Source organism: Micromonospora krabiensis (genome assembly GCF_900091425.1).
Classification (GTDB): domain Bacteria; phylum Actinomycetota; class Actinomycetes; order Mycobacteriales; family Micromonosporaceae; genus Micromonospora; species Micromonospora krabiensis.
Genome location: NZ_LT598496.1, coordinates 1,384,768 through 1,410,559, shown reverse-complemented (window position 1 = coordinate 1,410,559; position 25,792 = coordinate 1,384,768). Strand labels below are relative to the sequence as shown.

Below are 25,792 nucleotides of genomic sequence, written 5' to 3'. Positions count from 1 at the left end.
CGGAATAGTTAAGAGACCTTTCTGATCGATGAAGTTAAGCCGATCACATTCCGCGGTCAAGGGGCCCGACGGTTGGTCCCGGTCGACGCCCCCACCTGGCGACGGCCCCTACCACTCCCGCGCGGCCCGGATGATGGCGTCACGGACCCGGACCGCCTCCGGACCGAGCGTCGAGTTGGCGCGTTCGGCGAGAAAGCCGGTGTTGATCGGCGGGTCCTCGGGTTCCCGCAGGGCGACGACCGACCCGGCGCGCAACTCCTCGGCGCACAGGTAGCGGGGGAGCACGGTGACGCCGGCGCCGGCGACGGTGGCGGCCAGGACGCCGCGCAGGTCGGGCACGACCAGGGCCGGTGGGGCGTCCAGTCGCTGCCGGAACACGTGGCGCCAGTAGCGGCGCAGGATCGGCAGGTCCTCCGCGTAGGTGATGAGCGGGACGCCGTCGAGGACGGCCGGGTCGTCCACCGGGTCGAGGCGGTCGCGCCACGCGGGCGCCGCGACGAGGACGAACTCCTCGTCCATCAGTGGTGTGGCCAACACCGACCGGCCGCGCGGGCGGACGGCCGACAGCACCAGGTCGAAACGCCCCGCCCGCAGACCGTCGAGCAGGTCGTCGGCGAGCCCCGCGGTGACCCGTAGTCGCACGCCGTCGGCGACCAGCGGGGCGAGGACCGGCAGGATCCGCACGGCCAGCAGCTCCGCCGGGCCACCCAGCTGCACCGGCTCTGCCGGCGTCGTCGGATCCCGGTCGGCCACCGCGACGAGCGCGTCCATCGGTGCGGAGATCCGCGCGGCCAGGTCCTTGGCGATCGCGGTCGGCGCGACGCCGCGGGGCAGGCGTTCGAACAGTTGGCGGTCCAGCTGCTGCTCCAGGGCCCGGATCTGGCCGGTGACGGTGGGCTGGGCCAGCCCCAGGCGGCGGGCGGCCTCGGTGAGGGACCCGGCGCGGTACACGGTCAGGAAGGTGCGCAGCTGGGTCAGATCCAGGCCCCGGCCCACCGCGGAACCATCGGAATTCTTGGGTGCCACAACGCCAATCCTATTGGTTGACCGATCGTTCGCCGACCTACCGTCGGACCTGTCAACCGGCGTGCGGTCCCCGCCGCCGATCACCGTCCCGGCCCACCCGCCGGGACCGTCCCACGGAGTATGACGTGGCAAGGATTGTGTTCGTCCTGACGGGCGCGGACCACTGGACGCTGGCGGACGGGCAGCGGCACCCGACCGGATTCTGGGCGGAGGAGTTCACCGTCCCCTACCGCGCGCTCATCGACGCCGGCCACGACGTGACCGTCGCCACCCCTGGCGGCGTGCTGCCGACCGTCGACCGGGCCAGCCTCACGCCCGAGGCCAACGGCGGCCAGCGGGGCGCCGACGCGGTGGCCGCGACGCTCGAGGCGGTCGCCGCTCTCCGGCGACCGGTCGCCCTGGCCGACGTCGACCCGGACGAGTACGACGCCGTCTACTACCCGGGCGGTCACGGTCCGATGGAGGACCTCTCCGCCGACCCGGACTCGGCTCGACTGATCACCACGACGCTGGACGCCGGAAAGCCGCTCGCCCTGGTCTGCCACGGAGTCGCCGCCCTGCTCGCGACCGAGCGGCCGGACGGCTCGTCGCCGCTGCGCGGCTACCACGTCACCGGCTTCACCCGGGCCGAGGAGGAGCAGGCCGGCCTCGCCGACCGGGCCCCCTGGCTGCTGTCCGACCGGCTCGTCACGCTCGGACTCCGCTTCACCGAGGACGCGCCGTGGTCGTCGCACGTGGTGACCGACCGAACCCTGCTCACCGGCCAGAACCCGGCCTCGTCCGCCGCCGTCGCCGCCGCCCTGCTCGGGCGGCTCGACCCGGTCGCCTGACCGGCCACGGCACCGACTCCGCACTCACCGCAAGGAACCGTCCATGTCACTGATCCTCATCACCGGAGCCTCCGACGGACTCGGCCGGGCGCTGGCCGAAGACCTCGGGGCCTCCGGCCGGCACCAACTCCTGCTGCACGGTCGCGACCCCGACCGGCTCGCCGAGGTCGCCCGCGCCACCGGCGGCACGCCGCTGCGGGCGGACCTCTCCTCGCTGCGCGAGGTGACCGACCTCGCCGCGCGCGTCGCCGCGACCCACGACCGGCTGGACGTCCTGGTCAACAACGCCGGCGTCGGCTTCCACGTGGACGGCACCACCCGGGAGCTGTCCCGGGACGGGTACGAGCTGCGCCTCGCGGTCAACTACCTGGCCCCGGTGCTCCTCACCCGGGAGCTGCTGCCGCTGCTGCACCGGGCTCCGGCGGCGCGGGTGGTCAACGTCGCCTCGGTCGGGCAGCAGGCGATCGACTTCGACGACCCGCAGTTCGCCCGGGACCACCACCAGCCGGCCGCCTACAGCCGGTCCAAACTCGCGCTCATCTGCCACAGCCTGGACCTGGCCGACGAGCTGGCCGGTACCGGGATCACCGTCAACAGCATCCATCCGGCGTCGTACATGCCGACGACCATGTCCAGCCGCTCGGGCATGACGGTCGTCGACAGTCTGGAGCAGGGCGTGTCCGCGACGCGCCGCCTGGTCGATGGGCCCGACCTCGCCGGGGTCACCGGACGATACTTCGACGGCGCGCAGGAGGCGCGCGCCGCGGTCGAGGCGTACGACCCGGCGTACCGTTCCCGGCTGCGGGAGCTGACCCGCGACCTGCTCGCCGGCTACTGACCCGGCACCTGGTCCACGGCTCAGGCCGGTGGGTCGGCGACGATCCGCGCGATCGCGCGCCGGCCCACCGCGCACATCACCGGGTTGGTCCGCCGGTAGTACCAGACCAGGCCCATCGCCTGCGCGAAGGCCCACGCCCGGCCGCGCTCCCACTCCAGGTCGTCGCAGCCGAGCCGGCGCCGCAACGCCTGACGGGGACCGGCTTCGAGCAGTTGCCAGGCGCTGATGAGGTCCAGCGCGGGGTCGGCCGGCCCCGCCCCACCCACGTCGAGCACCCCCGCCAACCGCCCGTCCCGGACGAGGACGTTTCCCGCGATGAGGTCCCCGTGGGTCATCCGGTCCGGTGTCCCACCTCGCGGCAGCTCCCGCATCCGCGCCCAGAACCCGCGTAGCAGCGGGACGTCCAGCAGTCCTTCGCTCTCCCGGAAGCAGGTGTGCAGCCACTCGTCGTGCGCGGGCAGCTCGCCCCCACGGCCCTGGCCCGCGAAGGTGCGTCCCTCGGTGTCGATCGCCCGGACGCCGTCGATGAACTCGGCCAGGTCGTGCGCGAAGGGGACGGAGTCCCCCGGGTCCTCCTCGGTGGCGACGGCACCGGTAAGCCACGTCTGCACGGACCACGGCAGGGGGTAGCCCGCGCCGGGCTCCCCGACGGCGACCGGCTCCGGGGTGGGGAACCGGGTCCGGCCCAGCAACTTCCGGGCGGCGTCCGCCTCGGACTCCAGCCAGCGGCGCACCGCCGCACCGTCCCGCCCCTGCAGCGGGAACCGCGCGGCGAACCGGTCGCCGATCCGGAAGACGGCGTAGACGGTGCTGTGCGCGCCGACACGCTGGACCGGCAGGTCCCGCCACCTCGGGAACTGCTCGCCCACCAGCTTGCGCACCGTCGCGGCGTCGATGTGGAGCTGGTCCTCGTGCATCGGCGCCGACGGTGCGTCGTCCGCCGCCGACCGATCGTCCAGATCTCGGTGGGTCACGCCGCCCATTGCATGACACCGGCCACGGACGGCCAACCGATTTAGCGCACCGGTAACCCCTTCATGATCAATTAACCGGGTCGCTCCTTCGGGTTCGGGGGATGGAGCACCGCGCGGAGCAGGGTCGGCAGGGCGCCACCCCGGCGCACCCGTTCCACCCGTCGCGGAGGAGAACCATGTCTACCCGTACCCGGATCGTCGCCGGCCTGGCCACCACGGCCGCCGCCGGCGCGGTGGCCCTCGCCGCCGGTCTGGTCCCCGTTCCGGCGTCCGCGCCGACGCTCACCGGCGCGGTCCCCGCCGGCGCGCCCACGACGACCGCCCAGCCGCCGGTCCTGTCGGCGACCCTGGCCCACGCCTACGACGCGTTCGACGCGCGGCAGGGCGTCGCCGTCGACGACCGGTACTTCTACGTGGTCGACAACCGCAGCATCACCAAGCACGACAAGGCCACCGGCAAGCCGCTGCTGCAGTTCGTCTCCGACCCCGAGGGCCCGATCATCCACCTGGACAGCGCCGTCGTGGTCGACGGCAAGCTGTACGCCTCGCACTCCAACTACGACGAGTCGCCGATGGAGAGCTCCATCGAGGTCTTCGACACCCGGACCATGCGGCACCTCGACACGTTCAGCTTCGGAATCTTCCGTGGCTCGCTGACCTGGCTGGACCGCCACGACGGGGCCTGGTGGGCGGGCTTCGCCAACTACGACGAGATCCCCGACGGCGGCACCGAGCCGTACGGTGAGACCTACCAGACGCAGGTGGTCAAGATGGACGACCACTTCCAGGTCGTCGAGGCGTGGACCATCCCCAAGCCGATCCTCGACCGGTTCAAGCCGATGAGCAACTCCGGTGGCTCCTGGGGGCCGGACGGCCGGCTCTGGCTCACCGGCCACGACCTCGGTGAGGCGTACGTGATGACGCTGCCGGCCGCCGGTTCGGAGCTGGTCTGGGCCGCCACCGTCACGCTGCCCGGGGTGGAGGGGCAGGGCATCGCCTGGGAGCACGCCGGCAGCCGGTCCAAGCTCTGGACGATCAAGCGCTCGGCGAAGCAGGCGTTGAGCTTCACCGTGCCGTTCCGGTCGGTCACCGAGCCGGCCGCGCCCGCCTGGCAGATCCTCGGCCCCGGTCACTTCCAGCAGTGACCACCGGCGGTCGCCGGGCGGTCCCGCGCCCGGCGACCGCCGAGCACCCCGCGAGTCCCGGCGGCACCCGACCCGGGGAGGATGGCGGTATGACTGAGGCTGCTCCGCACCTTCCCAGACGTGTCGTCGTCACCGGCGCCGCCGGCAAGCTCGGTCGCGTGGTGGTCGCGCACCTGCGCGGCCGCGGCGTCGAGGTGCTGGCGGTGGACCGGGTCGGCGGGCGTGACCCCCGCGACGTCGGGGGCGAGTTCCTGCTCGTCGACCTGACCGACTACGGCCAGGTGATCGAGGCGTTCACCGGCGGCACCGACGAGCACGGCGGGACGGTCGACGCCGTCGTGCACCTGGCCGCGGTGCCGGCCCCGGGCCTGACGAGCAACGCGAGCACGTTCGCGAACAACTCCGCGGCGACGTACAACGTGTTCGCCGCGGCCCGGGCCGCGGGGATCAAGCGGGTGGTGTGGGCGTCCAGCGAGACCGTGCTCGGGCTGCCGTTCGACACCCCGCCGCCGTACGCCCCGGTGGACGAGGAGTACGCGCCGCGACCGGAGTCGACGTACTCCCTGAACAAGGCGCTCGAGGAAGAGATGGCGCGGCACTTCTGCCGCTGGGATCCCGACCTGGTCATGGTGGGCCTGCGGTTCTCCAACGTCATGGAGGTCGCGGACTACGCGGCGTTCCCGTCCTTCGACGCCGACCCGGCGCTGCGCCGCTGGAACCTGTGGGGCTACATCGACGCCCGCGACGGCGCCCAGGCGGTCGAGCGGGCCCTGGTCCACGACGTGCCGGGTGCCGACGTCTTCGTCATCGCCAACGCCGACACGGTGATGAGCCGGTCCAGCGCCGGCCTGATGGCCGAGGTCTACCCGGGGGTGCCGATCCGCAAGGCGCTCGGCGAGCACGAGACGCTGCTCAGCATCGACAAGGCCCGACGGGTGCTGGGCTACGAACCCCGGCACTCGTGGCGTGACCACGTCGACGACGGGGCCGCCCCCGGGTCGGCCTGAGACGCCGGGTGTCGCCGCCGACCGACGTACGGGTCAGCGGGTGAGGGCGTCCCGGACTGCCGGGTCCTCCGCCGAGCGCACCGCCGGCGGGCGGCCGCTGACCACGTCCCACGCCGCCTTGCCGCTGGCTAGGTAGTCGCGTACGGACTTCTCGACCAGCAGGGCGGGCCCGCAGTCGCCGCAGCGGGCGGTCACCCCGTCGGCCTCGACGCCGAGGTGCCGGCAGAGCGTGACCGCCCGGGACACGTGGTAGGACTGGGTCACGACCAGCGCGCGCCGCACCCCGTACACCTGCCGGGCCCGGGCGCAGCTGTCGTAGGTGTCCAGGCCGAACGGGTCGGCGACGATGCGCGCCGGGTCGACACCGAGCCGGGTCAGGTACGCGGCCATCACCGTCGGTTCGTCACCGGACGCGCCGCCCCCGTCGCCGGAGACGAGGACCACCCGGGCCCGACCCTGGCGGACCAGTTCGGCGGCGGTCTCCAGGCGCCCGGCGAGCCGTTCGCCCGGTTGGCGCCGGTCCTCCGCCACCTCGGTGCCGAGCACGAGCACGACGTCGGCGGTCGGCGCACCGGCCTCGTCGTGCAGGTGGCCGCGCGCCGCGACGGTCGTCCAGAGCCAGGGAACACTGCTGAGGAGCAGCAGGACCACGCCCAGCACCGCGATCCGGAGGAGACGTCGACGCCGCTGCCGCGGCGGCCGGGCTGGCGAGGTCGCCTCGGTCACGCGAGACCCCCGCCGACGATCGTGACCGCCACCGTCCGACTCCTTCCGCCCCCCGCCGCAGGGGAGACAGCGTAGCGGGGCCGTGCGTCGTCCCCGTCCACATGGGGGATTGTGAGGTCGTTACCGGGTGGTAACGATGTGGCATGGATTCGGCGCTGACCCTCATCGGCCTGCCCATCGCCCTCGGCATCATCATGCTCGGTCTCGGCCTCGGACTGACCACCGCGGACTTCCGGCGAGTGGCCCAGCATCCGAGGGCGGCCGTCATCGCGCTGGTGTGCCAGATGCTGCTGCTGCCCGCGATCTGCTTCGCCCTGGTGCTCGCCTTCGACCTGCCACCGGAGTTGGCCGTGGGCATGATGCTGCTGGCCGCCTCGCCCGGCGGCACCACCGCCAACCTCTACAGCCACCTGTTCGGCGGGCACGTCGCGCTGAACATCACCCTCACCGCCGTCAACTCGGTGCTGGCCGTGTTCACGCTGCCGGTCGTGGTGAACCTGTCCGCGTCGCACTTCCTGGGCGACGGCCGGAGCATCGGCCTGCAGTTCGACAAGGTGCTCCAGGTGTTCGCCATCGTGCTCGTCCCGGTCGCGATCGGCATGCTGCTGCGGGCCCGGCTGCCGCGCCTCGCCGAACGCCTGAACCGGCCGGTGCGGATCCTGTCCGTCGTCGTGCTCGTGGCGGTGGTCGCCGGCGCCGTGCTCGGCGAGCGCGAGAACATCGCCGACTACTTCGTCTCGGTCGGCCTGGCTGTGTTGGCGTTCAACGTGGTGAGCCTCGCGGTCGGGTACGGCGTACCCCGCGCCGCCGGCGTCGACCGGCGCGCCGCCACGGCCGCCGGGTTCGAGATCGGTATCCACAACAGCACCCTCGCCATCACGATCGCGCTCAGCCCGGCACTGCTCGACAACACCCGGATGGCAATTCCGGGGGCGGTCTACGGCATCGTCATGTTCTTCACCGCGGCGGCCTTCGGCTACCTGGTCACGCGGGTCGGCACCCGGCCGGCCGCCGTCGTGGACGAGTCCGCCCCGGCCTGAGCCGGCCCGGCCGGCGGATGGCGCACGGCCGGTCGGCGGCGCACCGGACGCCGTCGGCCGCGATCCGGGTGCCTACGGCAGGTCGACGACCACGTTCGCGGCGGCGACGTCGACCTCGCCGTCGTACTCGGCGCGGGCCGCGGCCCGGGCGGCGGCGTGCACCGTGCCGGGCAGCACGTGGGTCAACAGCAGGCGGCCTACCCCGGCCTGGGTGGCCTGAAGACCCGCCTCGCGCGCGCTCGACTGGAAGCCGACCGAGTCCTCCGGCACGTCGTGCAGGTAGCTCGCCTCGGCGACCAGCAGGTCGGCCGCCCGGGCGAGGTCGACGACGTCGGGGCTGGGGCCGCTGTCACCGGTGTAGGCGAGGACCCGGCCGCCCGCCGAGAGTCGTACGCCGGCGTTCGGTACCCAGTGCGGCAGGAGCCGGGTGTGCGCGCGGAACGGACCGATGTCGAGGTCGTCGCCCGGAGTGAATTCGTGCAGCGCGTACGCGGAGTCCAGCATGCCCGGACGGTCCAGCGCCAGCACGGCGTCCAGGGCGCGCGGTGGCGCGTACACCGGTAGGGGAGGGGGCGGGTCGTCGCGGAGCGTGCGGGCCCGCAGCAGCGGGTTGAGGTCGGCGCAGTGGTCGGGGTGTCCGTGGCTGACGTACACGGCGTCGACCTGGTCGGCGGTCAGGTGTTCCAGGAGCCGCGGGAACACGGCGTAACCGAGGTCGACGAGCAGCCGGAAGCCGTCCTGCTCGACGAGGTAGCCGCTGCACGCCTGGCCCGCCTCGGGCCAGGCGCCGCATCCGCCGAGGACGGTGATCCGCATCCTCGCGACTGTACCGGCCGGCCCGTCCCCGCCGGGCCGCTTCACCTCGCCGGCGGCGGCCCGGCGCGCGTTCACGGCCGGTCGACGGCCCGCCACGCCGCGGTGAGCACGGCCGCGTCCGCGGCGTCGACCAGATCGGGTGCGCCGAGGGCCAGAGCCGCGTCGAGCAGAGCGCCGCCGGCGGTGCGCCAGGGGTCCAGCAGCACCTCGTCCTCCTCGCCGTCGTCCGTCTGGACGGTGAACGCGGCCGGCCCGACGCGCCGTCGGGCGCTGTCGACCACGCACGTCCAGACCGCGACGAGGCCGGATCCGATCGGCGACCGGCCGGGACCGACACCCGGTATCGCGAGGACGCCGCGGTGGTCGTCGTCCTGGTAGGCCGCGCCGCCGGCCTGCGCGTCCAACCAGCGTCGCCAGGCGCGGTCGTACGCGTCGTCGGCCCCCGGTGGGCGCGCGGCGGCCAGCGCGCGGGCAGCCGGCTCGGTGAGCAGCCGGGCGTGCTCCAGAACGTCGACGACCGCGTCACCGTGCGGACCGAACAGCAGCCCCGGCCGCAACTCCTCCAGCACGTCCACGGCGGACACACGCGTGTAGCCCGCGTCGGCGCCCAGGTTCCGCGCGGCCCGGGCCAGGGCGTCCCGTTCCTCGTCGCTTTCGGGCGGGACGCTTCGGACGCGGAACAGTCGGCCCGGCCAGCGTCCCGCGAGGACGCGGTCCAGCCGGTGGTCGACCACGATCCACGGTGGTGCCCAGGAGGGTATGCGGACCCGTTCGCCCACTCCGGCGCCCGCCATCGGGCCGGGCCGGTCCGCCACGACGTACACGAAACCCTCGACCACCACGCACGGCACCCTAGCGCCCGCGCGTGGGCCCGGTGGATTCCCTCTCGGAAGGCCTACGCTCGATGTATATACGCGAGGTATACACCCGGGGTATGGTGTGCGGCATGAGCGTTCCCATGACCCTTCTCGGCCTGCTCGAACGCGAGCCCAGCCACGGCTACGACCTGAAGCGCGACTACGACTCCTTCTTCAACCGGGGCAAGCCGCTGCCGTTCGGCCAGGTCTACGCGACCCTCGGCCGGCTGACCCGCGACGGCAAGATCGTCATCGGGGACGTCGAGCCCGGCGTGGGTCCCGACCGGAAGCGCTACGTCATCACCGAGCTCGGGGCGACCGAGTTCGAGTCGTGGCTGACCGAGCCGGTCGAGGCCGAGCCCAACCTGCAGACCGTGCTGTTCACCAAGGTCGTGCTGGCCCTCATGCTCGACCGCCCGGCCGAGACCTACCTGGACACGCAACGCGCCACCCACCTGCGACGGATGACCGAGCTCACCGAGATCCGACGCACCGGCAACCTCGTGGACACCATGCTCGCCGACCACGGCCTGTTCCACCTGGAGGCCGACCTGCACTGGATCGACACCACGGTCGCCCGGTTGGACGCCCTCCGAGAGATGGTGCGACGGTGACCGGCGTCGAGGCCCGCGACGTCGCCCTGTCCTTCGGCGAGACGCCGGCCCTGCGCGGTGCGAACGTGTCCGTGGCCCCGGGCGAGATCGTCGCGGTCATGGGCCCGAGCGGCTCCGGCAAGTCCACCCTGCTGCACTGCCTGGCCGGCATCCTCGTCCCCGATCGCGGCGAGATCCACTTTGACGGTCGGCGCATCGACACCCTGAGCGAGACCCGGCGCAGCGCCCTTCGCCGCGACCACTTCGGGTTCGTCTTCCAGTTCGGGCAACTCGTGCCCGAGCTGACCGTGGAGGAGAACGTGGCGCTGCCGCTGCTGCTCGGCGGCGTCCGACGGGCCGCCGCGCTCCGGGAGGCCCAACCGTGGTTCGACCGGCTCGGCCTCGCCGGACTGCAGGGGCGACGCTCCGGTGAGCTGTCCGGCGGGCAGGCACAGCGGGTCGCGCTGGCCCGGGGCCTGGTCGCCCGGCCGGGCGTCCTGTTCGCCGACGAGCCGACCGGCGCACTCGACTCGCTCACCGGCGAGCAGGTGATGGACCTGCTCGTCACGGCGGCCCGGGAGCAGGGCACCACGGTCGTGCTCGTCACCCACGACGCCCGCGTCGCCGCGTACGCCGACCGCCAGGTCATCGTCCGCGACGGCAAGGTGAACGCGCTGGTGCGCGCATGATCCGGCTCGCGCTGCGGTTGACCCTCTCCGGTGGCCGGGAGGCCGCCACCCGGCTCCTCGTCATCGCCACCGCGGTGGCGCTCGGCGTCGGCATGCTCCTCGCGACGCTCGCCGGCATGAACGCGGTCGACGCGCAGAACCAGCGCTACGGCTGGCTGAACACGGCCGCCGTCCCGGCCTCCCCGGACCCGTCCGCCGACCGGTTGTGGTGGATGATCCGCGAGGACTTCCACCGTGGCCGGTCCATCGGGCGGGTCGAGGTCGGATCGTCGGGACCGGACGCCCCCGTCCCGCCCGGCATCCCGCGCCTGCCCGCGCCGGGGGAGTTCTACGTCTCGCCCGCCCTGGCCGACCTGCTGCGGGCCACGCCCGCCGCCGAACTCGGCGACCGGTTCCCCGGACGCGAGGTCGGCACGATCGGCCAGGCCGCCCTGCCGTCCCCCGACTCCCTGTTGATCGTCATCGGCCGCACCCCGGCCGACCTGGAACGGCTGGGCGCCCAGCGGGTCAGCCAGATCATGACGACGTCGCCGAGTGACTGCCGCAGCGGCTGCTACGTGGGGATCAACCGCGACGGCATGGTCCTCGTGCTCTCCGTCGTCGCCGCCGCGCTCCTCTTCCCGGTGCTCGTCTTCATCGGCACCGCGACGCGGCTGGCCGCCGCCCGTCGGGAGCAGCGCTTCGCCGCGATGCGGTTGCTCGGCGCCACGCCACGGCAGATCACCGTCATCTCGGCGGTCGAGTCGACCGTGGCGGCGGCGGCCGGCACCCTGGCCGGGTTCGGCGTGTTCCTCGCCGTCCGGCCCGGCCTCGCCGTGATCCCGTTCACCGGCGAGCGGTTCTTCACCGCCGACCTGTCGCTCACCCTCGCCGACGTGCTGCTCGTGGCGGTCGGCATCCCGCTCGGCGCCGTCGTCGCGTCCTGGCTGGCCCTGCGACGGGTGCAGATCTCACCGCTGGGGGTCAGCCGCCGGGTCACCCCTAAACCGCCGCGCGCCTGGCGGCTGGTCCCGCTCGTCGTCGGGGTCGCCGAACTGACCTACTTCGTCGGCCGTCGGCCGCCCACGACCAACGGACAGCTCACCGCGTACCTCTCCGGGTTCCTTCTCATCCTCGTCGGGCTGCTGCTGGCCGGGCCGTGGCTGACCATGGTCAGCGCGCGGCTGCTGGCCGCCCGGGCCGGTCGCCCGGCCACCCTGATCGCCGCACGGCGCCTGTCGGACAACCCGCGGGCGGGGTTCCGCTCGGTCAGTGGGCTGATCGTGGCGCTGTTCGTGACCAGCGTGGCGACCGGCACGATCACCACCTACATCGCCAACCGGGGGGAGCCGCCCACCGACTCGGTGGCCGCCACGTCGCTGTCGAAGTGGTTCCGGCCCGAGGACGGCCCGCCGCCGACGGCCGCGCAGATCCCCGCCGCGCTCGCGACGGTTCCCGGCGTCCGCAGCGTCACTCTGGTGCACCGCAACCCGGACCCGCACGGGTGGCAGGGCGTGATCACCTGCGCGGAGCTGGACCGCCTCCAGGTCTACGGCAGTTGCCCGCCGGGGGCGCGGGTGGCGAGCGTGACCGACGACCTCGTCGGCATGCGCGCGTTCGACCTCACCAACGACACGTACGTGTGGGAGGCCGCCGACCTCGACCTGGCCGACATCGACCGGCAGCCGATCCTGTCGGTGGTCGTCGACACCACCGACCGCGCCGCGTTCGAGCGGGCCCGGACGATGCTGGTCGACGCGTTCCCGACCGGCCGGTTCCCGGCCAGCACCGCCGAATGGGCGTCGAGCTCCGCGCGAGCGTTCACCCAGTTCCAGCAACTGGCCAACGTGGTCACGCTGGCCAGCCTGCCGATCGCCGGGTGCAGCCTGGCGATGAGCGTGGCCGGTGGCCTCAGCGACCGACGCCGACCCTTCAGCCTGCTGCGGCTCACCGGCGTGCGGCTACGCACCCTGCGCCGCGTGGTCGCGCTGGAAACCGTCGCGCCGCTGCTGCTCGTGGCGGCGGTGGCGATCGCGATGGGATTCCTCGCCGCGCACCTGTTCCTGCGGGCGCAACTGGGCTACCCGCTGCTGGCTCCCGGCCCGTCCTACTACCTCCTGGTCGCCGGCGGGCTGCTGGCGTCGCTGGGCATCGTCGCCTCGACGCTGCCGCTGCTGGGCCGGGTCACCGGGCCGGAGTCGGCCCGCAACGAGTAGCCCTCCTGCGGCGCCGCGGTCACTCGCACATCCGCCCGTCGGAGCGCCGCTGGTCGAGCGGGCGCGTCACAGGTCCGCGCAGCCGGCCTCGTCCGGCAGCAGCGGCCTTGGCGTGACCTGCCACAGCCGGTCGCCGCCGCGCCAGGGCGTGGCGGCACCGGCGGTGGCCGCCTGCCGCTGCACCGTGTCGAGGTCGGCGCCGCGCAGCACCAGGCAGGTCGAGCCGGCGGAGGTGCCGCCGAGGGGCTCGCCGGTCAACGTCGGCAACGGCCAGGGCCGTGCCGGTGCCGGGGAGTCGACCGGCGTCGCGATGACCGCTACCGCGGTCGGTTCGTAGGGCACCGGTGGGCCGTCGGCGTACCCGGCCAGCGACGTCCGCAGCCGGGTGAGTGCCGGGTCGGCCCGGTCGACCGTGACGGTCCGCGGCCCGCTGGTCGTGCCGACGACCACCCGCGTGACGGGTCCGTCGGGATGACCGCCCGTCGACCCGTCGGGCAGCGCGACCGCGCGGCGGAGCAGGTCGCGTACGTCGTCGCGGGGCACCCGGTCCTCCCGGAGGCGGGGCCAGTGGTCGGCGGGACCGGCGGGCGCGCTGATCAGCCGCCCGTCGCCGAACAGCGAGAAGCTCGGCGACAGGGCGGCGGCCCCGCCGGGCGGGAGCAGGCCGGGCAGGTCGGTCAGCCGCAGCACCAGCGCGTCGCCTCCGGCCGGCGGCTCCGGCCCGTCGTCCCCCTGACCGGCGCAGCCGGCGACCGCCACCAGCACGGCCACCACGGCCAGCCGGGTCGTTTTCCCGCCTCGGTGCATGTCGCCTCCCACGTCGGACGTACCTCCGTCGGACGCCCGGGCGGCGCCGCCGGTTCCGCGCGAACCGGGACGGATGGTGAGGACCGGGCCGACCGGACCTCGACGCGTGCCCGGGACCAGCTGCGGGCGCGCGGCGGTCCGGAGGCGCCGTGGCGGGCGCCCCCGGACCGGTCGTGCCGCGGACTCCGGCCGTCAGGACCGGGTGAGGGTGTAGTTCCCCGAGCCCGACTTGTTGATCACCACGACGCCGTACCAGGCGGAGCGGACCGGGGTGACGGTGACGGTCTCGGTCGCCCCGGCGCCGCCGCCCGTGGCCGACGCCACCGCGCCGGACCGGGTGCGGATCCAGGTCGCCGAGTTGGCCGGGTCGCTGTCCAGGACGAACAGCTCGGCGTCCTGCCCGACGTTCGTGGCCGCCACCGAGATGGTGACCGGCACCCCGGCGGTCAGGTACGCGTCCCGCACGGTGACCACGTTGTTCGTGCCCATCGTGATCGCGCTGCTGCCCGCGTTCAACACCGCCGAGCCCTGCGCGAGCTCGACCCGGTAACCACCACCGCCGGACCAGTTGGTCACCCGCGGGTAGTAGTCACCCAGCGCCCGTCGGTTGGAGTCCACCGCGACGAAGTCGACGGCCGTGCCGCCCCACGCGCTGCCCGACAGGTAGGCGCCCTGTGCGCGGTCGTCGTAGAGCTGCAGGTCGAGGTCGCCCGAGTTCGGCTTCAGCGCCACGACCGACCAGTACGGTGACGACGTCGAGTAGCCGAAGTTGTGCGGCGGCGCCGGGGTCGGGCGGGTCAGCGGGGCGTAGTTGCCCAGCGGGTCCCGGAACTGGTAGTCGATCGTGTTCTGGTAGACCGACGCGCGGGCGCCGGAGTCGGCCACGTTGAACCCGTCGGCGGCCCGGTCGTTCCAGAAGGCCGCGAAGGTCGCCGAGTTGTGCAGGCGGGACGTCGTCCAGATGTTGAACGGGCCCTCGCCGTACCGGTCCCAGGTGCCCTCGTTGGTCGAGTCGGTGATGTCGATCAGCGCGGCGGCCACCCGACCCTCGGTGGTGTCACCCTCGCCCCAGCCGTTGCCCCAGCTCGCGTTCTCCAGGTTCAGGGACGCGCCGCTCGGCCAGCGGAAGAACGGGTCGTTGTAGACGGTCGCCGGGAACCACTCGGCCCAGCCCTCCGTCCACGCGCAGCCCGCCGAGCTGGCGCCGGTGACGCTGTGCGGGTTGCAGTTCGGCGCGGACGGGAAGCTGTCGTTGTAGAGGTCGTCCATCACCGCGTGGCCGATCTCGTGCACCACCGTCGTCGGCGCGTTCGGGTCGTCGGCGGCCAGGTGGACCTGGTTGCTGCCCAGGTTGTAGTACGTGCCGTCGGTCGAGTCCGGCGCCCAGTTGATGACCACCTGACGGCAGCTCGCGTCGTCCTGGTCCCAGCACAGGTTGTTCGGCTTCGGCACCCACAGCCAGGCGTCGTTGGCCGAGTCGTACGCGTGCAGGCCGCGCTGCAGCGCCCCGTCGGCGGCGGTGAGCGAGCCCAGGTTCAGGGTGCTGCCGGTGGGCACGTCGTTGGTCGTGCCGGTGGTGAACGTCAGCGGGTTGCCGCCGCGCTGCACCCGCCACAGGTTGTTCGACGTGACGAAGCGGACGTAGATGTCGGCGTTGCCGCTGTCCGGGAAGCCCTCGGACTTCGAGTCGAAGCAGATGTTGTAGTTACCGGCACCGTCGGTCACCCCGGTGGCCAGCAGGGAGTCGCCGAAGACGTCGTCGTCCCACACCTGCACCTGCATGTTCATCTGGTTGTGCCAGCCGCCGTTCTGGTCCTGGAAGCTCCAGTTGCCGGCGACCCGCGTGTCGCACGCCGCCTGCGGACCGATCACGGACAGGCCCTTGGCCGTCGCCTCCGCGCGGGCCTCGCCGGCCACGTTCTGCACGCCGACGCTCTTCGGCGTCTGCCCCGCCGACCGTGGCACGCGGGCCGAGCTGGGCACCCGCGCGGTCGTGTTGTCCCCCGTGGCGGCGGCGTGCCCGAACCGGGACAGCCCGGCCTTCTCGCCGATGGTCAGGAAGACGTCGTCCTGACCCGCCTGGACGTCGGTGCCGTACGGCGCGGTCGCGCGTGCCTGGATCTGCACCGCGCCGGGCTTGACGGCGCGCACCACCCCGCTGAACGCGACGTCCTCGCCGGCGCGCAGCGCGCGGGTCGTCCGGGCGACGGACACCGCGCCGGCCCGCTCCGGCTGGACGCTGCGCTGCGCCTGGACGCCCAGCTCGCCGGGCGCGCGTACCCACTCCAACTCGGCGGGCAGGGTGATGCTGATGTCACTCGGCCCGATCTTTCCCTGGCCGCGCACGGTGACCCGCAGCGTGGCGGTCTCACCCACGGCGGGGGTGCGGTCGAGCTTGGCCTCGACGCCCACGCAGCTCACGGCCTCGTCCTTCGGGCTCTTGCCCGCGGACGGGCGCAACCCGCACGTCTCGCCCCGGGCGAGCTGGTAGGCGGGCGTGGTGCGGGCCTTGGCGGCCTCGCCCGGATCTACGGCGTACGCCGGCGTGGCGCCCCCCGCGAGTGCCACCACGAGGCCCACGAGAACGGCGATCGCCGATCTCGTGGGCCCGGTGGCCTTCGTACTGAACATTGATGTTCCTCCCCCCATCGTCGGGCCATTCCTTTCGGCCCTCGTCTGGATCGGGCCGCGATTCGGGCCCCGGAGAGAGCATCCGTATTCCGCGTCGTTCGACAAAGCCTTTGACCGGTTGGCGACAAGTGATGGTCGGGCTTATCCGGAACGACCGGGAGGCACCCGTGCCCGGCCGGTAACGGGGCTGCCGTGCCAGGTGGCGAAGGATGGTGACAGCTATCCGACGCGGCCGGGGGATTGTCGTCTCCTGGACAGGAACGCGTCGACTTGGCGGCAGCCGTCGAGCGGCCTTCCGGCCGCCGGCGACCGTATTCGGTGGGACAACGACTGGCCAATTCCCGGCCACGGGAAATGCGTGCCAAGGCAATGACGACGATATGTGTTCACACTGTCCGGACCTGTTGCCGAATGGTTATCGGGGAAAGCCGCTCTCCGATTCGCGTGCGTCGGGCCGTTCCGTGCGGTGGGGAGCGCCGCGGACGAGGTCGTCGTGGACGCGCCACCGGGCGGCGGTGTTCCACTGGCGCGCCGCCTCGTCGCCGCGCTCGATGCGCTCCCGCAGCCGACGCAGGGCGATGCGCCGGTTGAGGGCGTACTGCCGTTCGGTGTCGACCACGACGACGAGCCCGGACGGCCGGTGCGTGGCCCGCACCGCCGTGCTGGCCTTGTTCCGGTGCTGTCCGCCCGGCCCGCCCGTGCGGCAGGCGACGACCTCGACGTCCTCCTCCCGGAAGGCCGCGACGGGGGAGTGCACCTGACACCGGCGGGCGACGACGTACCAGTTCTTACGGCCGACGCCCGCCCGGTACGGGCTGGGCGCCTGCCAGCACAGGGTGCCGGACCACGCGTCGGCGAACCCGTCGGCCTCGGCGCCGCGGACCGACAGCAGCACCGACCGGTAGGTGCCGGCCCGGTCGCCGGGGACCGACTCGACCCGGTCGACGGTCACCCCCCGGAGGCGGGCCTCGGTCTCCAGCCGGTGCAGCAGTCGCGCGACCGCCCAGGCGCACTCCCGCGGGCCGCGTCCCGCGGACAGGAGCAGATGGACGCTCATCCGCGACTCCGTCCGCGACGGTCGTCCCGGCGCTGCGGTCGGGCCGCGGAGCCGACGTCGGGCGTCTTGTAGGTCACGAGGGGGACGGTGGTGGCCACCGGGGTCGCCAACCCGTGGCTCTCGAGGTCGGCGATCACCTGCTCGATGCGCTTGTAGGCCGTCGGCGCCTCCTCGAACAGCAGTTGGCGGTCGCCGCACACCACCACCGAACCCACGGGCGTGCGGCGCAGCTCCTCGACGGTGTGCTTGGCCCGACCCCGGCGCAGGGCGTCGGCGCGGGACATCTTGCGGCCCGCGCCGTGTGCCACCGAGTGGTTGGCATCCGGCCCGGCATGGCCCGCCACCAGATAGGACGGGGTGCCGCGGGTGCCGGCGACGAGCACGTCACGGCCGTCGCCGGAGGCCGCCCCCTTACGGTGCAGGTAGGTCCCGTCGCGGACCTCGACCAGGTTGTGGTGAAAGTCGGCCAGGGACGCCCTGCCGGTGTTTCCACCGGTGGGTTTTCCCTGACCGCTTCCCGAACCGGACGTGCGCCTCTCAACGCATCCGGCTCTCCGCAAGTCCCGTCAGGGCAGCGCGGTCCTCGTCGTCGGACTGGTCCACGGAGTCGGGATGGCTGCTCCCCGGTATCGGTAGCTGTAGGTACGCACCTTGCCGGGATCGAACAGCCGGACTCCGTCACTGCTGGGCCACCAGCCGCCGCCGCAGTAGCGACGGCGGAGTTCCTTCCAGTTGGTCTTGGGGTGCTTACGACGGATCCAGGACCATACGTGCTTCCAGACGAAAGCGCGTAGGTACTGGAACGTCTTGAAGGACACCCCGGGACGGAAGTAGGTGCACCAGCCCTGCACCACCCGATTCAGCGGGAGCAGCAGGTCGGCCAGGTCCTGGCTCGTGGTCTGTCGACACAACGTCTTGATCTTCCCGGTGATGTTGGCGAGCGCCTTCTTCGCCGGGTAGGTGTAGACGTAGCGCTGGTTGGTCCCCTTCTTGGTGTGGCGCTGGATGCGCCAGCCGAGAAAGTTCAACCCCTCGTCAATGTGGGTGATCAAGGTCTTGTCCGGTGACAGGCGTAGGCCCATCGTGGCCAAGACCTCGGCGATCTCATCCCGCAAGGCTTCGGCGTCGTCGCGGGTGCCCGTAATCATCAGGCACCAGTCGTCCGCGTACCGCACAAGGCGGTAGTTCGGCAGACCTTGCGAACGTCGCTTCGCCCTGAAATGCGCGCTGATGCCCGGCCCACCCGGTGCGTGGGCGATGTACTCGTCCAGCACCGACAAGGCGACGTTACTCAGCAGCGGGGACAGGATCGACCCCTGTGGGGTACCGGCGTCGGTCTTCCGCAAGGCGCGTTCCTCGGTGAGGATGCCCGCCTTCAGGAACGCCTTCACCAGGGCCAAGACCCGGTTGTCTCCGATCCGTGCCCGCACCCGGTCCATGAGGGCCGGATGCGAGATCTCGTCGAAACACGCCTTGATGTCGCCCTCGACCACCCAGTCGAACCTGCGCTGACTGGTCGTGAGGAACTGCACCTCGGCCACCGCGTCGTGAGCCCGGCGTCCGGGGCGGAACCCGTAGGAACACGGGAGGAAGTCCGCCTCGAAAATCGGCTCCAACACCAGCTTCAAGGACGCCTGGACCACCCGGTCGGCGATCGTGGCGATCCCGAGCCGGCGCAGCTTACCGCCGGCCTTCGGGATCATCCGCTCACGCACCGGTAAGGGTTGGAAGCTGCGGTCCTTCACCGAGCTGCGAAGCTCGGCGAGGAACCGCTCAACTCCAACCCCGACCTGAATGGACACGGCGGTATGGCCGTCCACCCCGGCGGTCTTGGCGCCCTTGTTACCCCGCACCCGATCCCAGGCCACCATGAGGAAGGCCGGGTCGGTGACGAGATTGAACAGATCACAGAACTTCTTGCGAGGATCGTCGGTTGCCCAACGGTGCAGCTTGGCTTGGATCTCCTGTACCCGGCGCTCCGCGGTAAGCAGAGTCAGGGCCGATTCGTCGGTATTCACCGATGCCTCCAGGTATTCCACATCTTCGACTGCTTGACTTGCTGGACCCCTTCGCCATGTACGCGGCTTTCCCGCGCTCGGACTACTACGGGTCCTCCGTCCCATCCCGTGGCCGTCAGACGACAACGGTCCTGCCCTCGACCGGACTGGACGTCCGGCCGGTAGGGCGACCACGGATGGTTCCCAGGTTCACTGCACACCGGTTCACGGATTAGGTGCCCGACTCTGCCCCGGCAGCTTCGCCAGTGGTACGCCGCAGGCTTTCCCACTGGCCTCCTTCCCGTCGAATGCCTAACGGTTACGGAGTTGACCACCGCGATCGATCGGTGGTGGTCACGCACTGCATCCCAGCCCATATCCACCAGGTTGGAGCTGGTACATCGCTTACGGGGGATCATGCGTCGGTTCCTCTCGTACACCTTTCCGCGTCGCTTGCCGGACCCGGCCTGTCTGGTAGTGCCAGACCGTCCCGTCGTTGTCAGGACTGCTCCCACCCTCCCCGGCGTTTCCCGGACCAGGCTGTCCTCAGCTTCACCGGCCAGCTGCGACTGGCCGACGGAAGGGTCCTTTCATCCCTTCCCGGTGTTGCACCCCTCGGTCAGCGAGCTGACCTGGGATTACAGCGCTTCCTGGCGCACGCACTCGTCGACGATCGGCTCGGTGGGCTCGAACCCCAGCGCGTACGCGACCCGGGCCGCCAACAGTCGCCGGTTGAGCGAGCCCCACCGGACGGCGTCGTCGTGCCGGGCCAGGTAGGCGGCCGGGTCGGCGGCGGGGCCGGCGCCGTGGGCCTCGGTGTGCGCCCGCAGGATCCGCTCACCCAGCCCTCGCGAGCCACTGTGGACGATGAGCACCAGGTCACCGACGGCCAACCCGAGGCGGCGCGCGTGGTCCGCAGCGAAGACCGTCCCGACCCGGGACAACTCGACGAAGTGGTTGCCCCGGCCGACGGTGCCGAGCCCGTCGAGGTGACCCGCCGGCACGTCGCCGTCCAGCACCGACCAGGCCGGGTCGTCGGCGTCCCGCACCGGGTCCAGCGGGCGATCCAGGTCGGGGAAGCGACCGGCGAGCCTCTCGGGGACCGCCCGCCGGAGCCGCACCGGGAACACGGCGATCCCGCACCCGATGTCGGAGCCCACCAGGAACGGGTACAGCACGGTCGACGCCATCGCGGCGCCGATGGGAGCGCCCTTGCCGGGATGCAGGTCCGGCATGGCGGCGACGTGGACCATCCCGTCGAGGGCGGCCACCTGACGGCACTGCGCGAGGGCGTCGGACTCGATCCAACTGGTGGGGGAGGCGAACACGGTGAGGGTGGCCGGCGTGGACCCACGCCGGAGGGAGGGTACGGACACAGACGCTCGCATTTCGCGGAGAGGGAAGGGACGGACGGCGCGACGGCCGCGCGCGGTGGCGGCGGCTCGGTCGCGAAACAGGGGTGGCGATCCGTCAGAACGTCATGGCCCCACCTTCCCGGAGCCCCGGCCCGGCGGCAACCGACTTTCGCCGCGGTGGGCGGCCGTCGCCCGCCGGTGGTAGAAAGGCACGGTGGCGTCGCCGAACGTGGACCTGACGGGCAGCGTCCGTGCCCTGGTCGAGGAAGCCCTGCCGGTCCTCCTGCCGGGAGCGCGCGTCGCGCCCGACCGTGACGAGATCCTCATCCCGGTGCCCGGCGGGCGGGCCCGGGTCTCGCTGGTCCCGCTGGTCCGTCAGTGCGCCGACCGGCCCCGCCCGGCGTGGCCGGAGCTGCTGGCCGACTGGGTGGCCGCGATCCGCCGCGAGATGCCCGACGAGGTCTCCCCTCAGCTCGGCCCGGCCGACGTCGCCCAGCTGCGGCTGCGGCTGACCCCGGAGGCGGCGACCGCCGAGGCCGACGACTACCTCGCGATGCCGTTCGGCGCGCGCTTCACCGCCGTGGTGGTGGTCAACCGGCCCGACCGGCTGGACCGGCTGACCGTCGCCCAGGCCGCCGAGCTGGGCGTCGAGCCGACGGAGTTGGTGCGGCTCGCCGTCCGCCAGACCGTGCAGCAGGAACTGGCCACCCTCGACGTCCGCGACCACACGTTGCCCAACGGGGCGGCGGTCCGGCTGCTCGCCGCCGACGGCAATCCCTTCGTCACGACGACGCTCATGTCGCTCAAGCGGTTCCTGCCCGCCGCTGGCACCGACGCCACCGGCAGCGACGCCGCCGACCACGGCGCGCTGGTCGCCGCGCCCCGCTACAGCGCGGTCATGCTGCGCCGGGTGGACGCCCGGGTGCTCGACACCGCGGTGGCGTTCGACCGCGTGGCCCGCTCGATGTTCGTGGCGGCGTCCGACCCGTGCACCGACCAGGTCTTCTGGTGGTACGGCAATGAGTTCCACCCCCTACGCGTCGTGCCGGGTGACGGCGGTGGCACCGCGCAGGTCCGCGTGCCGGAGGCGCTGAGGGCGGTGGTGGCGCAGCTCGGCGGGTAGGGTTGGTCGATGCCAAGATCGAAGTCTCCGCTGTATGTGGTCGCGGATGTTCATGGTCACCGGTCCGAGTTGCGGGACGCACTTCGCGACGAGGGACTTGTCGACCGTGCCGGGCAGTGGTCTGCGGGAGGCGCCCGGCTGTGGCTCCTGGGTGACTACGTCGATCGCGGCCCGGACGGCATCGGCGTCATCGATGACGTTCGGCAGCTCGCCGCTTCGGCTGCCGTCGCGGGTGGTGAGGTGCGTGCACTGCTGGGCAACCATGAGGTGCAACTGCTCGCCGCGCACCGCTTCGGCACAGCGCCGGTCCCTGGGTGGGACGAGCCCGGCGGCTTCCGAGGTGGTTGGGCGCGGTTCGGCGGCCGCGAGGGTGACCTGCGCCGGCTGGCGCCGCAGCACGTCGCCTGGATCATGGGCTTGCCCGCGGTGGCGGTTGTCGACGGTTACCTGCTCGTCCACTCCGACACCACCCGGTACCTGGAGTTCGGCGCGAGCGTCGGCGCCGTCAACGCGGCTGTGGCCGCGGCTCTGACCAGTTCGGACAGCGTTCGGTGGCTGGAGTTCTGTGCGCGGATGAGCGACCGGGGTGCGTTCCGCGAGGCCGAGTCGGCGCGGCCGGACGATGCGGTGTCGGCGATGCTGCGCGCGCTCGGCGGCGATGTGCTCGTGCACGGGCACAGCACGCTCACCAAGTACTTCGGTGTGGCGCCGCAGGATGTCCGGGATGCGCTGTGGTACGCCGACGGTCGGGTCGTCGCCATCGATGGTGGGGTTTACGAGGACGGCCGTGTCCTGCTCACCCGGCTTGTCTGACTCGTTGCGTCCCGTCGCGAGTCAGGCGGTCACCACGTCGAGCTTCTGCCCGGCGAGCGCGTGGTCGCGCTGCTCGGTCAGGAACCGCAGCGCCGCGTCCCGCTCGCCCTCGTGCCACGCGGCGACCAGGCGCTCGTAGAACGCCGCCTGGTCGGCCAGCTGCCGGGCGCCCTTGCCGGAGGCCTCGGCGGCCCGCCCCTGGGACAGGTCGGCGAGCTGCTGGGCGGGGTCGACGGGTGACGCGCTGCCGGTGACCACCCGCCAGCCCGGGACCTGGTGCCAGTGCGTGCGCCGCTTCGCCGGCGCCTGGGCGTAGTCGCGTTCGGCGACGTCGGCGAGGCGCTCCGAGGGCCAACTTTCGATCTTCGCCAGACCGGTGTCGAGCACGAACCGCCGTGTCTGGTCGGCGGCCTCGTCGGAGAGGAGGTCCACCGTGCGCGGACCCGACCGGACCTCGTCCATCCGGACGCCGTACGTCATGACCCAGCTGGTGAACGGCGTCACGAGGGGCTGCACGCCCGCCGAGACCCAGCCCTGCGGCCGGGTGGGGGAGCCGGAGTAGCCGATCCAGGCCAGGGCCCAGTCGACGGGCTCCCGCGCCAGCACCGTGCCGAGGCCGCTCCCCCGGAGGGACCACTGGCCCGGCAGGTCGGGGCGCAGCTCGGTCAGGATCTGCCGCCACCGCCGCGCCTTGTCAGCAGACGACATGGGAACCTTTCGCAGCGTACGGGGCCGAGGGCCCGGTCAGTCTACCCACCCAACGGCCGCTGGGTCGGGCGGATCTCCGTCGGCGGTTCAGGCAGGTCGAGCCCGTCGGTGACCTTTTTCGACCACCAGTTCTCGATGCCGGTCTTCAGGCCGGTCTTGAGGTCGTACGCGTGCGCGACCTCCCAGTCCAGCTCCTCGGTGACCGGGTCCTTGACCTGCCGCTCCAGGATGACGTCCGGCCGGAAGTCCTGGTCCTTCACCCGGGGGGTCTCGACGCCCTGGCTGTCGTAGCCGACCTCGGTACGCAGCCGGAACCCGGTCTCCTCGGGCAGCAACGTGTCGGCCTCGGAGTCGATCGAGTTGGCGAAGTGGCGGTGCGCCTCGGTGCCCAGGGCCGTCCGCTCCACGATGGTGTCCGCCACCTCCTCGGGGTAGCCCTTCGCGATGAGTTCCTCGCGCTGCCGCTGGTAGCCCTCCCGTTGCAGCAGCGTGTCCTTGTTCTGGTCGACGTAGTCCCACGACTCGTCGGCCATCTCCTGGAGTTGGTCCTGGATGTGCCGACGCGCGTTCTTGATCTCCTCGAGGGTCTGCGGGTCCTTCTTGTCCAGCGCGGGATCGTTCTGCGGGGGCCGGGTCTCGGCGTCGCCTCCCTGCCCGTCGCCGGACCTGCCGTCGGGGGTGCCCGGACCGCCGGGACGCCCGTTCGCCGCCGCGTCGGCGACGGCCTGGTGGGTCTCGGCGATGGTGGTGGAGCGCCCGTTGTTCCGGCCCCGCTGGCGGGGGACCCCGGTGCCGTCGCCCTCGCCGCCGTCCCCACCGTCGCCGTGCGGTCCCTTGGGCTTCGCCACGATCCCCCCGCTCAGCCGTTGATGAGCTTGGCGAGGTTGGTCAGGCTGGTCACGAGCGAGGAGGTGTAGCTCAGGATCCGGCCGGCCCACTTGACCACGGCCGCGACGATCTGCGCCGCGATCACCGGGATGGTGACCACGAAGATCGCCTCGACGGCCCAGACGATCACGCGGGCGACCAGGTCCGCGATGAGGTCACGGACGATGTCGCGGGTGAAGGCCACGAGGTTGCCGGCCGCCTCGGTGGCCGCGGCCATGGCGACGGCCGCGACGCCGAGCCCGGCGATGGCGTCGACGTTGTTCACCATCAGCGCCTGGTACGCCTCGGCGGCGCGCCCCTGCCAGTCGGGCAGGTCACCGGCCAGGTGCGTCTGCAGGTCGGTCGCCATCCGTTGCAGGTGGGCGGCCATGTTGTCACAGGTGGCGGCGTGTGACGCGACGACGTCGGGCATGCCGGTCAGCCAGTCGAGCATCTCCCGCAGCGGCTCGAAGTATTCCATCGCCCAGCCGAGGCCGTTGGCCAGCAGCGCGCTGAACGGATCCAGCACCGTCGCGACGACGTCCAACCCGAACGCCGCGCCGGCGAGCAGGTCGTCCACCCAGCCCTCGCTGCGGATCGCGTCGACGACCCCTTCGGCGCCGTCGGCCAGCGACGATCCGGTCCACACCTCGCGGGTGGAACGGACGTCGGCGACCAGCGATTCGTCGGTCATGCGCCTCCCCCGGTAGCGCGGGACCGCGGGACCTCAACCGACTCCCAGGGAACCCCGCGGGCGGCGTCGATTGTAGAACACCGATTCACATACCGTGGGCGCCCGTGGCCGGCGGTGGTTCGGGGAATTCGGTGGCGGCGGCTCGTTAGGGTCATCCTCATGCGTCGACTGATCCCCGTGCTCTGTGTCGTCTTCGCCGCCGGCCTCGTGGCCGGCTGCGACACCACGTCCGGTGAGAACGCCGGGGCCCCGTCCGCCTCCGCGACGCCCGCACCCGACCCCGTCACCGCCGTCCGACAGGGCATGGACCGCAGCCTCGCCGGCACGGTCACCATGGACGCCTCGATGAAGGCCGGCAACCAGGCCATGACCCTGAGCGGGAAGATGGATCCCGGCGCGCGGGTGCTCCTCGTCACCGGCACCGCGCCCGAGCCGATCGAGGCTCGGCTGATCGGCGAGACGGCGTACATCAAGATGGACTCGCTCGACGGCGACAAGCCGTGGATGAAGCTGGATCTCACGAAGCTGCGGCCGGGCAGTTCCCTGCGCCAGTCCTTCGACTTCACCTCCCAGACGGGCATCGTGGGTGGCGTCGTCTCCGCCGAGGCGACGGGTGAGGGCCGGTACCGGGGCATCGCCGACCTGGGCAAGGCGGCCGAGGCGGCGAGTACCGACGCCGGTATGCGGCAGGGCCTCGAGTCGTCCGCGAAGCTGGCGAAGGACCCCACGGCCATTCCGTTCGAGGCCACGGTCGACGCGGAGGGCCGGCTGACCGCGCTGTCGTACACGATCGCCACCAAGACCCTCGGGGACCTCGTCGCCGAGATGAAGATGGGCGGCTTCGGCGAGCCGGTGCGGGTCAGCCCGCCGCCGGCCGACGACACCGAGGAGGCCGACGAGACGATGTACGCGTTCTTCTGACCGGCCGTTGCGCCGGAGCGCGACCGGTGGACGGTCCGTGCCGCCGTCGCGGACCGTCCACCGCATCGATCGAAACACATTGG

The 25,792-nt window shown here is 72.4% G+C and carries 23 protein-coding genes and 2 pseudogenes; 11 read left to right on the top strand and 14 right to left on the bottom strand.

The window, feature by feature from the left end; genetic code table 11:
- Window positions 1-108 precede the first annotated feature (108 nt).
- Complete coding sequence (locus GA0070620_RS06235; RefSeq protein WP_197677558.1) at window positions 109-1,026, bottom strand: LysR family transcriptional regulator; 918 nt, start codon at window positions 1,024-1,026, stop codon at window positions 109-111.
- 125 nt (window positions 1,027-1,151) lie between these two features.
- Between GA0070620_RS06235 and GA0070620_RS06230 the strand changes: the two genes are divergently transcribed.
- Together GA0070620_RS06230 and GA0070620_RS06225 are read left to right on the top strand one after the other, a co-directional pair.
- Window positions 1,152-1,856, top strand: a complete 705-nt coding sequence (locus tag GA0070620_RS06230) for a type 1 glutamine amidotransferase domain-containing protein (protein ID WP_091588977.1) — start codon at window positions 1,152-1,154, stop codon at window positions 1,854-1,856.
- A gap of 43 nt (window positions 1,857-1,899) precedes the next feature.
- Window positions 1,900-2,694, top strand: coding sequence for an SDR family NAD(P)-dependent oxidoreductase (locus GA0070620_RS06225; protein ID WP_091588976.1), 795 nt, complete (start codon window positions 1,900-1,902; stop codon window positions 2,692-2,694).
- A 20-nt stretch (window positions 2,695-2,714) separates the two neighbouring features.
- On the opposite strand, the gene GA0070620_RS06220 is transcribed toward GA0070620_RS06225, so the two are convergent.
- A complete protein-coding gene (locus GA0070620_RS06220) occupies window positions 2,715-3,668 on the bottom strand; it encodes an aminoglycoside phosphotransferase family protein (RefSeq protein WP_231922252.1) in 954 nt (317 codons plus the stop codon).
- 176 nt (window positions 3,669-3,844) lie between these two features.
- On the opposite strand from GA0070620_RS06220, the gene GA0070620_RS06215 reads away from it, so the two are divergent.
- Both GA0070620_RS06215 and GA0070620_RS06210 read left to right on the top strand, forming a co-directional pair.
- Window positions 3,845-4,813 carry a hypothetical protein gene (locus GA0070620_RS06215; protein ID WP_091588975.1) on the top strand — a complete coding sequence of 323 codons (969 nt, stop codon included), beginning with the start codon at window positions 3,845-3,847 and terminating at the stop codon, window positions 4,811-4,813.
- Between the two features lie 89 nt (window positions 4,814-4,902).
- Window positions 4,903-5,820 carry an NAD-dependent epimerase/dehydratase family protein gene (locus GA0070620_RS06210; RefSeq protein ID WP_091588974.1) on the top strand — a complete coding sequence of 306 codons (918 nt, stop codon included), beginning with the start codon at window positions 4,903-4,905 and terminating at the stop codon, window positions 5,818-5,820.
- Between the two features lie 33 nt (window positions 5,821-5,853).
- On the opposite strand, the gene GA0070620_RS06205 is transcribed toward GA0070620_RS06210, so the two are convergent.
- A complete protein-coding gene (locus tag GA0070620_RS06205; RefSeq protein WP_091588973.1) occupies window positions 5,854-6,546 on the bottom strand; it encodes a SanA/YdcF family protein in 693 nt (230 codons plus the stop codon).
- Between the two features lie 143 nt (window positions 6,547-6,689).
- Here GA0070620_RS06205 and GA0070620_RS06200 point away from each other — a divergent pair, with 143 nt between their 5' ends.
- On the top strand, window positions 6,690-7,586 hold the full coding sequence (locus GA0070620_RS06200) for a bile acid:sodium symporter family protein (protein ID WP_091588972.1): 897 nt from the start codon (window positions 6,690-6,692) through the stop codon (window positions 7,584-7,586).
- A gap of 72 nt (window positions 7,587-7,658) precedes the next feature.
- Here the strand turns inward: GA0070620_RS06200 and GA0070620_RS06195 are convergent, their stop codons facing one another.
- Window positions 7,659-8,402 carry an MBL fold metallo-hydrolase gene (locus GA0070620_RS06195; RefSeq protein WP_091598149.1) on the bottom strand — a complete coding sequence of 248 codons (744 nt, stop codon included), beginning with the start codon at window positions 8,400-8,402 and terminating at the stop codon, window positions 7,659-7,661.
- A gap of 71 nt (window positions 8,403-8,473) precedes the next feature.
- Entirely contained in the window at window positions 8,474-9,244 is a 771-nt protein-coding gene (locus GA0070620_RS06190) for a hypothetical protein (RefSeq protein ID WP_157741546.1), read from the bottom strand.
- Between the two features lie 104 nt (window positions 9,245-9,348).
- On the opposite strand from GA0070620_RS06190, the gene GA0070620_RS06185 reads away from it, so the two are divergent.
- From GA0070620_RS06185 to GA0070620_RS06175, 3 genes are read left to right on the top strand one after another with little or no spacing between them, the layout of a single operon-like run.
- The gene (locus GA0070620_RS06185; RefSeq protein ID WP_091598146.1) at window positions 9,349-9,873 is read left to right on the top strand and encodes a PadR family transcriptional regulator; all 525 of its coding nucleotides are present in this window, start codon (window positions 9,349-9,351) and stop codon (window positions 9,871-9,873) included.
- Window positions 9,870-10,541, top strand: coding sequence for an ABC transporter ATP-binding protein (locus GA0070620_RS06180; protein WP_091588970.1), 672 nt, complete (start codon window positions 9,870-9,872; stop codon window positions 10,539-10,541). The genes GA0070620_RS06185 and GA0070620_RS06180 overlap by 4 nt, the downstream gene beginning before the upstream one ends.
- A complete protein-coding gene (locus GA0070620_RS06175; protein ID WP_091588969.1) occupies window positions 10,538-12,736 on the top strand; it encodes an FtsX-like permease family protein in 2,199 nt (732 codons plus the stop codon). The genes GA0070620_RS06180 and GA0070620_RS06175 overlap by 4 nt, the downstream gene beginning before the upstream one ends.
- A 66-nt stretch (window positions 12,737-12,802) precedes the next feature.
- Here GA0070620_RS06175 and GA0070620_RS06170 read toward each other — a convergent pair whose 3' ends face one another.
- From GA0070620_RS06170 to GA0070620_RS06140, 6 genes and pseudogenes are all read right to left on the bottom strand, one after another.
- Window positions 12,803-13,543, bottom strand: a complete 741-nt coding sequence (locus tag GA0070620_RS06170; protein WP_091588968.1) for a hypothetical protein — start codon at window positions 13,541-13,543, stop codon at window positions 12,803-12,805.
- 192 nt (window positions 13,544-13,735) lie between these two features.
- The gene (locus GA0070620_RS06165) at window positions 13,736-16,174 is read right to left on the bottom strand and encodes a hypothetical protein (protein ID WP_091588967.1); all 2,439 of its coding nucleotides are present in this window, start codon (window positions 16,172-16,174) and stop codon (window positions 13,736-13,738) included.
- A 415-nt stretch (window positions 16,175-16,589) separates the two neighbouring features.
- Window positions 16,590-17,231 (bottom strand): peptide chain release factor H, encoded by a 642-nt coding sequence (gene prfH, locus GA0070620_RS06160; RefSeq protein ID WP_091588966.1) that lies wholly within the window; start codon window positions 17,229-17,231, stop codon window positions 16,590-16,592.
- Window positions 17,228-17,701: pseudogene (locus GA0070620_RS06155) on the bottom strand (RtcB family protein); the annotation flags it as partial. The pseudogene GA0070620_RS06155 and the gene prfH, both read right to left, overlap by 4 nt.
- A 96-nt stretch (window positions 17,702-17,797) precedes the next feature.
- Window positions 17,798-19,270: a group II intron reverse transcriptase/maturase gene (gene ltrA, locus GA0070620_RS06150; protein ID WP_231921848.1), complete on the bottom strand. Its 1,473-nt coding sequence runs from the start codon at window positions 19,268-19,270 to the stop codon at window positions 17,798-17,800.
- 617 nt (window positions 19,271-19,887) lie between these two features.
- Window positions 19,888-20,616: pseudogene (locus GA0070620_RS06140) on the bottom strand (RtcB family protein); the annotation flags it as partial.
- A 181-nt stretch (window positions 20,617-20,797) separates the two neighbouring features.
- Here GA0070620_RS06140 and GA0070620_RS06135 point away from each other — a divergent pair.
- Together GA0070620_RS06135 and GA0070620_RS06130 are read left to right on the top strand one after the other, a co-directional pair.
- Window positions 20,798-21,706 carry a hypothetical protein gene (locus GA0070620_RS06135; protein ID WP_091588965.1) on the top strand — a complete coding sequence of 303 codons (909 nt, stop codon included), beginning with the start codon at window positions 20,798-20,800 and terminating at the stop codon, window positions 21,704-21,706.
- A 9-nt stretch (window positions 21,707-21,715) separates the two neighbouring features.
- The gene (locus GA0070620_RS06130) at window positions 21,716-22,519 is read left to right on the top strand and encodes a metallophosphoesterase (RefSeq protein WP_091588964.1); all 804 of its coding nucleotides are present in this window, start codon (window positions 21,716-21,718) and stop codon (window positions 22,517-22,519) included.
- A 21-nt stretch (window positions 22,520-22,540) separates the two neighbouring features.
- Here the strand turns inward: GA0070620_RS06130 and GA0070620_RS06125 are convergent, their stop codons facing one another.
- From GA0070620_RS06125 to GA0070620_RS06115, 3 genes are read right to left on the bottom strand one after another with little or no spacing between them, the layout of a single operon-like run.
- A complete protein-coding gene (locus GA0070620_RS06125; RefSeq protein ID WP_091588963.1) occupies window positions 22,541-23,227 on the bottom strand; it encodes a hypothetical protein in 687 nt (228 codons plus the stop codon).
- A 41-nt stretch (window positions 23,228-23,268) separates the two neighbouring features.
- Window positions 23,269-24,075: a hypothetical protein gene (locus tag GA0070620_RS06120; RefSeq protein WP_091588962.1), complete on the bottom strand. Its 807-nt coding sequence runs from the start codon at window positions 24,073-24,075 to the stop codon at window positions 23,269-23,271.
- Between the two features lie 11 nt (window positions 24,076-24,086).
- Window positions 24,087-24,788 carry a WXG100 family type VII secretion target gene (locus tag GA0070620_RS06115; RefSeq protein ID WP_091588961.1) on the bottom strand — a complete coding sequence of 234 codons (702 nt, stop codon included), beginning with the start codon at window positions 24,786-24,788 and terminating at the stop codon, window positions 24,087-24,089.
- Window positions 24,789-24,947: 159 nt separating this feature from the next.
- On the opposite strand from GA0070620_RS06115, the gene GA0070620_RS06110 reads away from it, so the two are divergent.
- Window positions 24,948-25,709, top strand: coding sequence for a hypothetical protein (locus GA0070620_RS06110; RefSeq protein ID WP_091588960.1), 762 nt, complete (start codon window positions 24,948-24,950; stop codon window positions 25,707-25,709).
- Window positions 25,710-25,792 lie beyond the last annotated feature (83 nt).

Excerpts from the sequence above, each read along its gene's own strand:
- GA0070620_RS06125 (WP_091588963.1), bottom strand. The coding sequence starts at position 23,227 with ATGTCGTCTGCTGACAAGGCGCGGCGGTGGCGGCAGATCCTGACCGAG.
- GA0070620_RS06195 (WP_091598149.1), bottom strand. The coding sequence starts at position 8,402 with ATGCGGATCACCGTCCTCGGCGGATGCGGCGCCTGGCCCGAGGCGGGC.
- GA0070620_RS06225 (WP_091588976.1), top strand. The coding sequence starts at position 1,900 with ATGTCACTGATCCTCATCACCGGAGCCTCCGACGGACTCGGCCGGGCG.
- GA0070620_RS06110 (WP_091588960.1), top strand. The coding sequence starts at position 24,948 with ATGCGTCGACTGATCCCCGTGCTCTGTGTCGTCTTCGCCGCCGGCCTC.
- GA0070620_RS06185 (WP_091598146.1), top strand. The coding sequence starts at position 9,349 with ATGAGCGTTCCCATGACCCTTCTCGGCCTGCTCGAACGCGAGCCCAGC.
- GA0070620_RS06130 (WP_091588964.1), top strand. The coding sequence starts at position 21,716 with ATGCCAAGATCGAAGTCTCCGCTGTATGTGGTCGCGGATGTTCATGGT.
- GA0070620_RS06170 (WP_091588968.1), bottom strand. The coding sequence starts at position 13,543 with ATGCACCGAGGCGGGAAAACGACCCGGCTGGCCGTGGTGGCCGTGCTG.
- GA0070620_RS06115 (WP_091588961.1), bottom strand. The coding sequence starts at position 24,788 with ATGACCGACGAATCGCTGGTCGCCGACGTCCGTTCCACCCGCGAGGTG.
- prfH (WP_091588966.1), bottom strand. The coding sequence starts at position 17,231 with ATGAGCGTCCATCTGCTCCTGTCCGCGGGACGCGGCCCGCGGGAGTGC.
- GA0070620_RS06175 (WP_091588969.1), top strand. The coding sequence starts at position 10,538 with ATGATCCGGCTCGCGCTGCGGTTGACCCTCTCCGGTGGCCGGGAGGCC.
- GA0070620_RS06210 (WP_091588974.1), top strand. The coding sequence starts at position 4,903 with ATGACTGAGGCTGCTCCGCACCTTCCCAGACGTGTCGTCGTCACCGGC.
- GA0070620_RS06215 (WP_091588975.1), top strand. The coding sequence starts at position 3,845 with ATGTCTACCCGTACCCGGATCGTCGCCGGCCTGGCCACCACGGCCGCC.
- GA0070620_RS06200 (WP_091588972.1), top strand. The coding sequence starts at position 6,690 with ATGGATTCGGCGCTGACCCTCATCGGCCTGCCCATCGCCCTCGGCATC.
- GA0070620_RS06165 (WP_091588967.1), bottom strand. The coding sequence starts at position 16,174 with ATGTTCAGTACGAAGGCCACCGGGCCCACGAGATCGGCGATCGCCGTT.